The sequence below is a fragment of the Bacillus cereus group sp. BfR-BA-01316 genome (assembly GCF_022664195.1).
In the GTDB taxonomy this organism is placed as follows: Bacteria; Bacillota; Bacilli; order Bacillales; family Bacillaceae_G; genus Bacillus_A.
In genome coordinates, this window is record NZ_JAKUGX010000033.1 from 45,550 (window position 1) to 57,380 (window position 11,831).

Here is an 11,831-nt window from a genome sequence, read left to right on the forward strand (position 1 = left end):
AATTGGAACATGAAATTAGGAATTGTAATTTTCCCATCAAAAATGATTCAAGATAAAGCGAACGGATTACGTAAACGTTATGATCCGCATTACGCATTAGTTCCGCCACATATTACATTGAAAACACCCTTTGAAACGCAAGATGAACAATTAGAATCGATTGTGAATGAGTTACATACAATCGCAAACAAAACGAACCCTTTCACCCTTCATGTTGGAAAAGTTGGTTCATTCGCACCTGTTAATAATGTTCTTTATTTTAAAGTAGAAAAAACACCTGAACTTACTTTCTTAAATGAAGAAATGCATAATGGTTTCTTTACACAAGAGCGCGAGTACTCTTTCGTACCTCATTTAACAATCGGTCAAGACTTATCAGATGCAGAGCACGCTGATGTATTAGGTCGATTACGTATGAAAGATTTCTATTATGAGCAACCAATCGAGCGTTTCCACCTTCTATACCAATTAGAAAATGGAACGTGGACTGTACATGAAACATTCCACCTTGGAAAGGGGAACAACTAATTTGCACGCACAAATCGTACAAACGGACGAACAACTAAGTGATGCATTCTCTGTACGTAAGCAAGTATTTGTAAATGAACAACAGGTTTCTGCAGAAGAAGAGTATGATGAGTTTGAAGAAATTTCAACACACGTTGTTATATATGATAATGATGTTCCAGTTGGTGCGGGCCGCTTCCGCATCGTTGATGGAATAGGAAAAATGGAGCGCATTTGCGTACTAGCTTCCCATCGTAAAAAAGGCATTGGTAAAATCATTATGGATGCACTTGAAGCGTATGCGAAGGAAGAGTCTCTACCGAAATTGAAACTCCATGCTCAAACACATGCTGAAGTTTTCTATAAAAAGCTAGGATACGTGACGGCTTCTGATGTGTTTATGGAAGCAAATATCCCGCACATCGTAATGATAAAAGAATTATAATTTTGTAGCAGGAGGTAGCCCCTCCTGTTTTTTACATTGCTATTTTCTTTTTCTTCCGCTAAAGTTAAATGTTGATGCTATAGTTTTGAAGGTGAATATATGACACAAGAAAAATTTTCACAAAAATCGTTAACACACGCTGGCATTCCGCAAGCGACGTATCATATTCCGAAAACATCTACCCATTTAATTATGGAAGAAGATGCAGATGCGGCGTATTTCCGCGCTTTAGAACAGCAAGGTGTTTATTTAAATGAAAAACAGTTAGAAGCAGTGCAAACGACAGAAGGACCTGTCCTTACACTAGCTGGTGCTGGAAGTGGTAAAACATCTGTTTTAACAACTCGCGTTGGTTATTTAGTTAATGTAAAACATGTCCATCCGCGAAATATTTTGCTGCTGACGTTTACACAAAAAGCAGCTGAAGAAATTCGAAGCCGTGTAGCGAATTTACCTGGTATGAATCATGCCGCAAGTAGCTATGTCGTTGCTGGTACATTCCACTCTGTCTTTTTAAAATTGCTTCGTAGTCAAGGATATAATCAGCAAATTTTAGCAAATGAAAAACATAAACAAATTATGATAAAGAAAATTTTGAAAGAATTGCGCTTAAAAGACGATTATGATGCCGAAACACTACTCGCTATGATTTCACTTGAGAAAAACAAATTGAATCGTCCGAAAGATGTAAAAGCGAAAACGCCTGTTGAACAAGAGTTCAAAGAAGTATACGAGCGTTTCGAAGAGGTAAAACAACGATACAATTATATCGATTTTGACGACATCTTATTAGAAATGTATTATATGTTAGAAAATAACGCTCCCCTGCTTACTCAATTACAAGAGCGTTTTCATTACATTGAAGTAGATGAGTTTCAAGATACGTCGTATGCACAATATGAAATTGTAAAATTGTTAGCCACGCCGAGAAATAATTTATTTATCGCAGGTGATGACGATCAAGCGATTTACGGCTGGCGAGGGGCAAGTCACCAAATTATTTTATCTTTTCCAAAGGAATTTGATAATACAACGATTATCGCACTTAATACGAATTATCGATCTAATCCATTTATCGTCGGACTTGGAAATGAAGTTATTAAGCTCAATCAAGAACGTTTTGATAAAGAGCTATATTCTGTTCGTGAAGAAGGTGTACAACCATTTTACGCAAGACCCGCTACGACTCTTGATGAAGCAAACCAAATTTTGCAACTCATTCAGGAAAAAGTAGATAGTGGTGAACGAAATTATAAAGATTTTTGTTTATTATATCGTACACATTCTGTAAGCCGTTCTTTACTCGATCAGCTTACAATTCATAAAATTCCATTTATAAAGCATGGGGCGAGCCAATCGTTCTACGAGCATTCTTTAATTAAGCCCGTATTAGATCATTTACGACTCGTGCTGGAACCGTTCCGCCTCGAATCACTTTCAAATATATTGCCAACGATGTATATTGGCCGTGATGAGTGCATTTCATTTATTGAACGTGAACAATGGAAATATGGTGAGGGCCGTTTCCCTTCTCTTCTTCATTTCCTATTATTAAATCCAAGCTTGAAACCTTTTCAAGTTAAAAAAGTAAATGAGCGAATCGATTTTATTAAATTTATAAAAGAACTTGAACCGAAAAAAGCATTGAAAGAAATTATTCATGGTAAAGGAAAATATTTAGAGTACTTACAGAGTAACGATCGTTCTTCCTTTACGATGCATAAGGACATACAAGAAGAAATGTTAGAAGAATTAATGGAGTCTGCAACTCGTTTCACCGATATTCCAGCTTACTTACAATTTATTGACGAGGCGATTCAAGGCCAAAAAGAAATGGAAGCATTAAAAACAATGCCGCAAAAAGATGCCGTATCGCTTATGTCAATTCATAACGCAAAAGGCCTTGAGTTTCCATGCGTCTTTTTACTTGGAGCGAGCGATGGTATATTACCGCACACTTCTTCTTTAAAAGATGCAAATGACCGTGTCACAGATACTTCTGAAGCCTTAGAAGAAGAACGCCGACTACTTTATGTCGCAATTACACGCGCAAAAGAAGAACTTTACATTTCCTCTCCGCAATTTTTCAGAGGAAAAAAACTAGATATATCTCGTTTTTTATATACTACGCGAAAAGATTTACCTGAAAAGACATCCACGAAATAAGGATGTCTTTTTTCCATATCACGTTATGTACATCCCCTCTATATAAAGTGAAACTTTAATCAGTGGGGGTTTTGTTCATCCCCCACTGATTATTAGCCCTCACCAATCGGGCGTTTACGGGCAGCGGGGCTCCCCCCTAATTTCTTTGCTCCTGCCAAATTTTGAGGCGGGAGTCTTACTGCCCGTTAATGCGGGATAAATTCCCTGTTTCTATCCTGAGAATTAACGTAATATCAACCATATCCCGTTCATATTGTAATAGTGTATGTCAGAACTCACGATAAGGAGTGAACATAATGAGCTGCAATTGTAACGAAGATCATCATCACCACGATTGTGATTTCAACTGTGTATCTAATGTCGTTCGTTTTATACATGAACTACAAGAATGTGCAACCACAACCTGCGGATCTGGTTGCGAAATTCCATTTTTAGGAGCACACAACAGTTCATCAGTAGCAAATACACGTCCTTTTATTTTATACACAAAAGAAGGAGAACCTTTCAAAGCATTTGCACCATCAGAAAATTCTAAGCACTGTATGTCTTCGATTTTCCGCGTTGAGAGCATAGATGATGACGACTGCGCTGTGCTACGCGTATTAGTTGTTGTATTATGTGATGGCTCTCCTGTACCAGGTGATGATGATCCAATTTGTACGTTTTTAAATGTACCAAATGCGAAATTAAAATCAACCTCTTCTTGTCTTACTGTCGATTTAAATTGCTTCTGCGCTATTCAATGCTTACGCGATGTTTCTATATAAAACTACACAATGATTTAAGTATGGATTGGGTGGCAGAGAACTCTGCCACCCAATCCATGCTTAAAAGGTATTATTATGTATTTTCCATAAAATTAGGAACTTGTTCACTACATTAACTGAGAGTAGAAACAGATAAAAGAGTGAAAAACACATTCTCTTCTGATTGCGAATTTACTAAAATTGATTGCGAGGCGAAACCAGCTAGTACACTAACTGCCTTCGGTTTTGCTTTTAATGCTTTTGCGCCTCAATTCGCTTCATTATTCACACCATTACTATTACCTAGCACAAGTCCAAATCCAAACATTACGGTTCCAATAATAAACGATACGGTAAGTGTAGGAGATGGTATTAAAATTCAACTACCTGGTATTTATCAAATCAGTTATACATTATCAATAAGCCTTGATAATTCCAATTCAATTCCTGAAGCTGATCGTTTCTTCTTATCATTAGATACACCACACAATATTATTCCAGGCTCAGGTACTGCGGTTCGCTCTAACGTTATTGGCACTGGTGAAGTAAATATCTCCAGCGGTGTTATCCTTATTAACTTAAACCCTGGCAACTTAATTCAAATTGTACCAGTCGAATTATTCGGTAGTGTAGATGTTCGTGCCGCAGCATTAACAGTTGTACAAATCGGTTAGTAAAAAGCGGTATTTCTTAACCGAAATACCGCTTTTTATTTTTATAATAAAAAACACTCACAGTAACATGAGTGTTTCATTCTTCATATTGTTTTAATATGTTCTTCTTTTTCCCACAGTTACATCCCTTTTTCTTCACAAATCCTTGTTGCTGTAACTGTTCTTGATATGCCTGTTGTTGTGCTTTTTGCTGTTGCTGTATATTATACCACTGCTGTAGGTCATATGAATTTTGACTTGGATTATTACTCACAGCAAACATCTCCTCTACTGTCAATTCTGTCTATTTACTATATGAACAACTCCTTATTTCCGTTCCCTCATCCTCTTAAACTCCGCTTTTACTAGCATCATGAAGATTTATCCCGATTGGTGAGGGCTAATAGTTAGTGTGGATGATCCCCAGTTTCATTTTATTATTCTCCCATAAAATATCCTGTAATTGTTTCAATGATCGCCGCTGCACCTGCAATGGCTAATAATGCTAGTACAGGCTCTGCAACAATAGGAATCCATTTATATAAAACTAATAAAAAAGCACTGACCCACACACCTGTACACCAATAGCAGCTTAATAATTCTCCAATCCACTTTCTTAATCCTTTCCCTTTCACCTTTGTAAAAGTCGATACACTTCCATCTGGTTCCGTAATCTCTAACTCATCAATAAACGGTCTTCGCAAAAAAGCTGTAATTTTATCATACACAATGAGACGAGTTAACCTAAAAGCAGCTAGCGCGAAAATAAGAAATAAAAGCCAGCTTGTAACTAACATAATTCCACCTTCCCTATCTTCTTTAGCCTATTAAAAAAAAGGTCTTGAGACTGTGACCAAATCTCCCCTACTCCAATATCTTATTAATGTAAATACAAACAAGAAGATAAGGAGTGACATTAATGAGTTGTAACGAAAATAAACACCATGGCTCTTCTCACTGCGTAGTTGACGTCGTAAAATTCATCAATGAACTACAAGATTGTTCTACTACAACGTGTGGATCTGGTTGTGAAATTCCATTTTTAGGAGCACATAACACTGCATCAGTAGCGAATACACGTCCTTTTATTTTATACACAAAAGATGGAGAACCTTTTGAAGCATTTGCACCAGTAGCAGTAGGAGAAGCTAAGCACTGTACGTCTGCAGTTTTCCGTGTTGAGAGCGTAGATGACGGTAGCTGCGCTGTGCTACGCGTATTAGTTGTAGTATTAGGTAATGGCTCCCCTGTACCAGCTGATGATGATCCAATTTGTACGTTTTTAAATGTACCAAATGCAAAGTTAAAATCAACACCTACTTGTATTACTGTTGATTTAAGCTGTTTCTGTGCTATTCAGTGCTTAAGCGACGTTTCTATTTAATAAGTAAACTAAAAAACTATTGGGGGAGGGGTAGAGTCTTTCTACCACCTTTACATATTTATAAACCGGCCATATCAATCGATTTTATTTCTTTTATAGGTAACTTAATGTCTCTCATACTATTTGGTGGCATAATTGATACGACTCCATTTTGGTACGATATAATCGATCCTACATATGATATCGTTGCTGTTTTTATTCTGCATCTTACTTTCGGAATGTAATGAGGGCGGTTTAATAAGAAGTTAATTTTTTCTTCATTGCTCATATTCTTAAACGATTTATTGTGCGGGACTGTTCTCACCTGTGCTTGCTCTTCTTTCCCGTCTTGCTCCTCCTCTTCTATTTTTTCTTCTTCCACTTGATGTTCCCATTGCTCTTGTCGTTCTTGCTCTATCACCTCTTCCACCGCACTACTGACAATACTTTGATCTCTATCGCTTTGCTCACGCCTACCATCATTTTTAAAGTTTGTAAGGAGAATTCTTTTTATTTTCGGTGTATCGAGTTCTAAATTTACTTGTGCAATATATAACAACGGTTTTCCAACTGTTGAACTTTTATTTTTATTCTTCACACTCGTCCCTCCCACTTCCATACATAACTGGATAAATCGTGTACTATTATAGTTATATTCATAACAATGCAAGAACTTTCGTTAAAAATCGTTCTTTCCTAGAACAATTAAAAAGGACAGTCTCAATATTTAGAGACTGTCCTTTTTAAAAAACTATAATCAATATTATATTTATCCTAGAATATGATATCCTGAATCAACATGAATGTTTTCACCTGTTACTCCGCGTGCTAAATCACTGAATAAGAATACTGCTGTATCTCCAACTTCTTCTGGAGTTGTTGTGCGACGAAGTGGTGCGCGCTCCTCAATTTCTTTTAAGATTGAGTTAAAGTCACCTACACCTTTCGCAGATAACGTACGAATTGGTCCTGCAGAAATAGCGTTGACGCGAATGCCGTGTTGTCCTAAATCGTTTGCTAAATATTTTACACTAGCTTCTAATGAAGCTTTCGCAACACCCATAACGTTATAGTTTTTCACAACGCGTTCGCCGCCAAGGTATGTTAAAGTTAAAATATTTCCGCCTTCTGTCATCACTTTCTTCGCTTCTCTTGCTACAGCTGTTAAAGAGAATGCACTAATATTTTGTGCAAGTAAAAATCCATCGCGAGAAGTATCTACAAATTCACCTTTTAAATCATCACGATTTGCAAAAGCAATACAGTGTGCAACACCGTGAATTGTACCAACTTCCTGCTTAATAGTTTCAAAGCAAGCTGTAAGTTCCTCGTCATTCGTTACATCACAAGGTAATACAAGTGATTCTTGTCCTTCTAATGTTTCCGCTAATTCACGAACGTTTCTTTCTAAACGCTCTCCTGCGTATGTGAATATTAATTTTGCACCTGCATTATGCAAAGAGCGAGCAATTCCCCATGCAATACTTCTTTGGTTCGCAACGCCCATAACAACAAATGTTTTCCCTTGTAATAGTTCCATGATATATCCTCCCAGAAATACTTATACTTGTTATTAGTACCTGATACTATAATTATAGTACCATAAAACCTCTTAAAGGCAAACAAAAAAGTCATTAACATACATTTGTTAATGACTTTTTGTTTCTATAAAAAACCGTTCTAATCCTTCTTCCCAAGAAGGCATTTGTAAAAAAACATTTAATTGTAGCATTTTATGCTGAAAGATCGAATATTTCGGTCTCGCTGCCGCCGATCCAAATTCCTCAGTCGACACAGGTAACACATTCACTCTCATTTTTGTGTGCGAAAATATTTTTTGAGCAAATTCAAACCAAGAACACGAGCCGAGATTTGATACGTGATACGTACCGTATAAGGACGTATGAATGAGCTTGTTAATCACAGTAATTAAATCCACCACGTACGTAGGAGAACCAACTTGATCAGCTACAACAGATATGTTTTCTTTCTCTTTTCCTAAGCGCAGCATCGTTTTCACGAAATTATTTCCATATTTTCCATACAGCCACGATGTACGAACTATGAAATATTTATTATGTAACTCTTTTACAAACTGTTCTCCTGCAAGCTTAGAATATCCGTATATATTTATCGGTGCTGGATTATGAAATTCATGATATCCGTTCGGCCTATTACCTGGAAATACATAATCGGTACTGATGTAAACTAATTTAGCCCCTACTAATTGTGAAGCAACTGCTACATTTCGAGCTCCAATCGCATTTATTAAGTACGCAAGATTCTGTTCTTTCTCAGCAGCATCTACCTTCGTATACGCTGCGCAATGAATAATTGTATGCGGCCTTATTTCTTGTACGACTTGCTCAATTTGAGATATATTTGTTACATCAAGTGACTTCTTATCAAATGGATACATGTCATATTCCTCAGAATTCAACTCTTCTTGTAGTTGCTTCCCTAATTGACCGTTAGCTCCCGTTATGATAATCCGTTCTTTCATCTACATGCCCCTTACCTTTCTTTTAGTGGTTTCCACCATTCCGTATTGTTTTCATACCATTCCACTGTTTCTTTTAATCCTTGCTCGAATGTATATTTCGGTTCCCAATCAAACTCATTCTTCATTTTTTGTGCCTCAATCGCATAACGACGATCGTGACCTAAACGATTTGTTACAAATTCAATATCTTTTTTTGTTTTTCCTAAAAGTTCTATAATTTGTTCCACAACATCTACATTTGTCTTTTCATTATTTCCACCAATATTATATACCTCTCCTACACGTCCCTTATGCAAGACGGTGTCAATTGCACTACAATGATCCATTACATGCAGCCAATCTCTTACATTTAATCCATCACCATATAAAGGTAGTTTCTTTCCTTCAAGTGCATTCGTAACCATTAACGGTATTAACTTCTCAGGATATTGATACGGTCCATAATTATTAGAACAACGCGTCACAATAACTGGTAATTGGTATGTTTTATAATAAGATAAGGCTATCATATCCGCGCTCGCCTTACTTGAAGAATATGGACTATTTGGCGCTAATGGGGTTTCCTCTGTAAATTTCCCCGTTTTCCCTAAAGAACCGTATACTTCATCTGTTGATACTTGCACGAGTTTAATATGCGGATATTTTTTCACTAGCTCCAATAACGTAACTGTACCTATTACATTCGTATCATAAAAAGGGATTGGGTTTTCAATACTACGATCCACATGTGATTCAGCCGCGAAATTTACAATTACTTGCGCATCACATTCATGAATAACATGCTCTAGCATCTCTCCATTTTGAATTTCCCCTTTTACGAATGAGTAGTTAGGATTATCTTGAATAGACTTTACATTATTTAAATTCCCGCTATATGTTAATGCATCATAATTAATAATTTTATATGTTTCATATTTTTTTAACATATAATGTATGAAATTACTTCCAATAAATCCCGCTCCACCTGTTACTAATATATTCATAAACAACTCTCCTACTTAAAAACTATCTTCATATTCCTGGAGTAACGGTAATATTCGATCCTTATCGGACAAGATAGGATTTGTTACCGGCCATGGAATTGCTAATTCTTTATCTTCCCAAAGCAAACCTGAATCGTGATCAGCACTATAATACTCATCTACTTTATACATAACAATTGTATGAGGTACAAGCGTACAAAAACCATGAGCAAATCCTTTTGGCACTAATAATTGCCTATGATTATCCGCACTTAAAATATACCCTCTCCACCATTTAAAAGTTGGTGATTCTTTTCGCAAATCAACGATAACATCATATATTGCACCTTGCATAACTTGAATAAGCTTCGTTTGTGCTTTCGGATCTTTTTGAAAGTGTAACCCACGAATCGTTCCCGGCCTAGCTGAATAAGATACATTATCCTGTACAAATGAATACGTAATCTCTAACGTTTCTAGTGTTTTCTTATTATAACTTTCTGTAAAAAAACCTCGCTCGTCTTCAAATAACCTCGGTTCTAACAATTTCGCATCGGTAAAATTTGTTTCTACAACTTTCATATTTTCACCTGTTTTCCATTAAACTGTTTCCCAAAGTTTATATCTCGCGCTAACGTATTCGCTCTTTGAAGAGATGCATAAGTTCCCGCATCAGTCCACCAACCGCTCATTTCATTATAAGTAAGTACCCCTCGTTTTAAATACCAATTATTTATATCTGTAATTTCAAGTTCCCCTCTTGCGGAAGGTTTTAATTCTTTTATATAAGAAAAGACTTTCGAATCATACAAATAAATTCCCGTCACAGCATAAGAACTTTTCGGCTCCTTCCGCTTTTCTTCAATTTCAATTATTTTCCGCCCTTGAATATGCGCTACGCCAAATCGTTCGGGATCTTCTACAGATTGAAGCAGCACTTTCGCACCTTCTTTTTGACTTGTAAACTCTTCAACATATGGACGAATATCATCTGAAAAGATATTATCTCCTAATATAACTACCATACGATCATTCCCGACGAAATCCTCACAAAGCCCTAACGCCTGTGCAATCCCGCCCGCCTTATCTTGCACACGATACGTAAAGGACACGCCAAATTCTTGACCACTTCCTAGAAAGCTAACAACACCTCCCATATGCTCTTTACCTGTAATAATCATAATATCTGTAATTTCACATTGCTTCAGCTTATATACCGCATGATAAATCATCGGATATCGCCCAACGGGAAGTAAATGTTTATTCGTTACTTTCGTTATTGGATATAGTCTCGACCCTGTCCCGCCTGCTAAAATAATCCCTTTCATCCTTCATCTCTCCCTTATGATGGAGAGAGTATATCTTTATAATGTTCTACGAAAACTTTCCGGTACTTCTCATATGTATCCGCATCAAACTCATCTCCGTTGTAATGAATACACCATAGATTTGCTTGATTAGGGATACCAATTAAATATCCAGCCTTTTGAAATTCTAAAGACTGTGACACATCATAAAAGTGGAACCCTTGAAACAAATCCTCTCCCCACGGAATATCATGCTGCGTTGCTTTTGAAAAAGAAAAATTTCTAGCCGCTGCAAAATCATCAATCCATGAAAATTCGCATATATTAGAAGCATATTTCTCCACAATCTCTTTCGTTCGATCCATAGAACCCGTATCAACTATAATAATTTCATCAACTATGTTTTTTACTGATTCTAAGCATCGAGCTATTGTATTTTCTTCATCACGAACAATCATACATAAGCTAATTGTAATTTCATGCTTGTTCAATATAATCACCCGCTCCCCACTCAATCATATGTTATATACACAAAAAACTTCCCCTTTTTTTTATATTATTCAATATATTCGAGATTTCTTTTCAATCCTTCTAATGTCGATGGTATTTTCTCACTAATTCCCACCTACTATATAATGAGAGATTTATGGAGGTGACTTTATGTCCAATCATACTTATTCAGATGGTTTAAATCCGGATGAATCTTTATCCGCCAGTGCATTTGATCCTAATCTCATAGGACCTACATTACCGCCAATTCCACCATTTACTTTTCCTACTGGACCGACCGGTATCACTGGGAACTCCGGGCCGACTCGCACTACCGGCGTCACTGGACTAACTGGCGATACTGAGACTGCTGGCACTACTGGCACTACTGGCACTACTGGCGCCACTGGCACTACCGGGGCCACTGGCACTACCGGACCGACTGGAGCTACCGGCGCCACTGGCACTACCGGACCGACTGGAGCTACCGGCGCCACTGGCACTACCGGACCGACTGGAGCTACCGGGACCACTGGCGATACTGGTACTACTGGGGCTACTGGACCGACTGGAGCTACTGGACCGACTGGAGCTACCGGCGCCACTGGGGCTACCGGAACTACTGGGGCTACTGGACCAACTGGACCGTCTGGGGCAGGACTTCCAGCAGGCTTGTACGCATTTAACTCT

General features: G+C 37.4%; 16 protein-coding genes. 7 read left to right on the plus strand and 9 right to left on the minus strand.

What is annotated here, in order from left to right; genetic code table 11:
* Nucleotides 1–9: 9 nt before the first annotated feature.
* The 5 genes from MR071_RS20785 to exsF all read left to right on the plus strand — a co-directional run bounded on the left by MR071_RS20785 (nucleotide 10) and on the right by exsF (nucleotide 4,538).
* Nucleotides 10–528 (plus strand): YjcG family protein, encoded by a 519-nt coding sequence (locus MR071_RS20785; protein ID WP_242237797.1) that lies wholly within the window; start codon nucleotides 10–12, stop codon nucleotides 526–528.
* 1 nt (nucleotide 529) lies between these two features.
* Nucleotides 530–952, plus strand: a complete 423-nt coding sequence (locus MR071_RS20790) for a GNAT family N-acetyltransferase (RefSeq protein WP_105584233.1) — start codon at nucleotides 530–532, stop codon at nucleotides 950–952.
* A 99-nt stretch (nucleotides 953–1,051) separates the two neighbouring features.
* Complete coding sequence (locus MR071_RS20795; RefSeq protein WP_242237798.1) at nucleotides 1,052–3,118, plus strand: ATP-dependent helicase; 2,067 nt, start codon at nucleotides 1,052–1,054, stop codon at nucleotides 3,116–3,118.
* Between the two features lie 296 nt (nucleotides 3,119–3,414).
* On the plus strand, nucleotides 3,415–3,885 hold the full coding sequence (locus tag MR071_RS20800; protein ID WP_242237799.1) for a CotY/CotZ family spore coat protein: 471 nt from the start codon (nucleotides 3,415–3,417) through the stop codon (nucleotides 3,883–3,885).
* Nucleotides 3,886–4,025: 140 nt separating this feature from the next.
* On the plus strand, nucleotides 4,026–4,538 hold the full coding sequence (gene exsF, locus MR071_RS20805; protein WP_242237800.1) for an exosporium protein ExsF: 513 nt from the start codon (nucleotides 4,026–4,028) through the stop codon (nucleotides 4,536–4,538).
* A 76-nt stretch (nucleotides 4,539–4,614) separates the two neighbouring features.
* Here exsF and MR071_RS20810 read toward each other — a convergent pair whose 3' ends face one another.
* Nucleotides 4,615–4,800, minus strand: a complete 186-nt coding sequence (locus tag MR071_RS20810; RefSeq protein WP_242237801.1) for a cytochrome C oxidase subunit III — start codon at nucleotides 4,798–4,800, stop codon at nucleotides 4,615–4,617.
* 154 nt (nucleotides 4,801–4,954) lie between these two features.
* Nucleotides 4,955–5,314 (minus strand): DUF1360 domain-containing protein, encoded by a 360-nt coding sequence (locus MR071_RS20815; protein WP_105584237.1) that lies wholly within the window; start codon nucleotides 5,312–5,314, stop codon nucleotides 4,955–4,957.
* A gap of 122 nt (nucleotides 5,315–5,436) precedes the next feature.
* Between MR071_RS20815 and MR071_RS20820 the strand changes: the two genes are divergently transcribed.
* On the plus strand, nucleotides 5,437–5,901 hold the full coding sequence (locus MR071_RS20820) for a CotY/CotZ family spore coat protein (protein WP_105584238.1): 465 nt from the start codon (nucleotides 5,437–5,439) through the stop codon (nucleotides 5,899–5,901).
* 58 nt (nucleotides 5,902–5,959) lie between these two features.
* Here the strand turns inward: MR071_RS20820 and MR071_RS20825 are convergent, their stop codons facing one another.
* The 7 genes from MR071_RS20825 to MR071_RS25845 form a co-directional block, all read right to left on the minus strand.
* Nucleotides 5,960–6,499 carry a spore coat CotO family protein gene (locus MR071_RS20825; RefSeq protein WP_105584318.1) on the minus strand — a complete coding sequence of 180 codons (540 nt, stop codon included), beginning with the start codon at nucleotides 6,497–6,499 and terminating at the stop codon, nucleotides 5,960–5,962.
* A gap of 150 nt (nucleotides 6,500–6,649) precedes the next feature.
* Complete coding sequence (fabI, locus tag MR071_RS20830) at nucleotides 6,650–7,420, minus strand: enoyl-ACP reductase FabI (RefSeq protein ID WP_025149155.1); 771 nt, start codon at nucleotides 7,418–7,420, stop codon at nucleotides 6,650–6,652.
* Nucleotides 7,421–7,528: 108 nt separating this feature from the next.
* A complete protein-coding gene (rfbD, locus tag MR071_RS20835; protein ID WP_048369622.1) occupies nucleotides 7,529–8,383 on the minus strand; it encodes a dTDP-4-dehydrorhamnose reductase in 855 nt (284 codons plus the stop codon).
* A gap of 11 nt (nucleotides 8,384–8,394) precedes the next feature.
* On the minus strand, nucleotides 8,395–9,366 hold the full coding sequence (gene rfbB, locus MR071_RS20840) for a dTDP-glucose 4,6-dehydratase (protein ID WP_105584240.1): 972 nt from the start codon (nucleotides 9,364–9,366) through the stop codon (nucleotides 8,395–8,397).
* A gap of 15 nt (nucleotides 9,367–9,381) precedes the next feature.
* Nucleotides 9,382–9,927: a dTDP-4-dehydrorhamnose 3,5-epimerase gene (gene rfbC, locus MR071_RS20845; protein WP_242237802.1), complete on the minus strand. Its 546-nt coding sequence runs from the start codon at nucleotides 9,925–9,927 to the stop codon at nucleotides 9,382–9,384.
* A complete protein-coding gene (locus MR071_RS20850) occupies nucleotides 9,924–10,673 on the minus strand; it encodes a sugar phosphate nucleotidyltransferase (RefSeq protein WP_242237804.1) in 750 nt (249 codons plus the stop codon). Before MR071_RS20850 ends, rfbC begins: the two co-directional genes overlap by 4 nt.
* A 14-nt stretch (nucleotides 10,674–10,687) precedes the next feature.
* Nucleotides 10,688–11,146: a glycosyltransferase gene (locus MR071_RS25845; protein WP_375337516.1), complete on the minus strand. Its 459-nt coding sequence runs from the start codon at nucleotides 11,144–11,146 to the stop codon at nucleotides 10,688–10,690.
* 166 nt (nucleotides 11,147–11,312) lie between these two features.
* Here MR071_RS25845 and MR071_RS20865 point away from each other — a divergent pair.
* A partial coding sequence (locus MR071_RS20865; RefSeq protein WP_242237806.1) for an exosporium leader peptide-containing protein occupies nucleotides 11,313–11,831 on the plus strand: 519 nt, incomplete at its 3' end.

Excerpts from the sequence above, each read along its gene's own strand:
- MR071_RS20795 (WP_242237798.1), top strand. The coding sequence starts at position 1,052 with ATGACACAAGAAAAATTTTCACAAAAATCGTTAACACACGCTGGCATT.
- MR071_RS20820 (WP_105584238.1), top strand. The coding sequence starts at position 5,437 with ATGAGTTGTAACGAAAATAAACACCATGGCTCTTCTCACTGCGTAGTT.
- rfbD (WP_048369622.1), bottom strand. The coding sequence starts at position 8,383 with ATGAAAGAACGGATTATCATAACGGGAGCTAACGGTCAATTAGGGAAG.
- MR071_RS20785 (WP_242237797.1), top strand. The coding sequence starts at position 10 with ATGAAATTAGGAATTGTAATTTTCCCATCAAAAATGATTCAAGATAAA.
- rfbC (WP_242237802.1), bottom strand. The coding sequence starts at position 9,927 with ATGAAAGTTGTAGAAACAAATTTTACCGATGCGAAATTGTTAGAACCG.
- MR071_RS20810 (WP_242237801.1), bottom strand. The coding sequence starts at position 4,800 with ATGTTTGCTGTGAGTAATAATCCAAGTCAAAATTCATATGACCTACAG.
- MR071_RS20815 (WP_105584237.1), bottom strand. The coding sequence starts at position 5,314 with ATGTTAGTTACAAGCTGGCTTTTATTTCTTATTTTCGCGCTAGCTGCT.
- MR071_RS20825 (WP_105584318.1), bottom strand. The coding sequence starts at position 6,499 with ATGGAAGTGGGAGGGACGAGTGTGAAGAATAAAAATAAAAGTTCAACA.
- MR071_RS20850 (WP_242237804.1), bottom strand. The coding sequence starts at position 10,673 with ATGAAAGGGATTATTTTAGCAGGCGGGACAGGGTCGAGACTATATCCA.
- rfbB (WP_105584240.1), bottom strand. The coding sequence starts at position 9,366 with ATGAATATATTAGTAACAGGTGGAGCGGGATTTATTGGAAGTAATTTC.
- MR071_RS20800 (WP_242237799.1), top strand. The coding sequence starts at position 3,415 with ATGAGCTGCAATTGTAACGAAGATCATCATCACCACGATTGTGATTTC.
- fabI (WP_025149155.1), bottom strand. The coding sequence starts at position 7,420 with ATGGAACTATTACAAGGGAAAACATTTGTTGTTATGGGCGTTGCGAAC.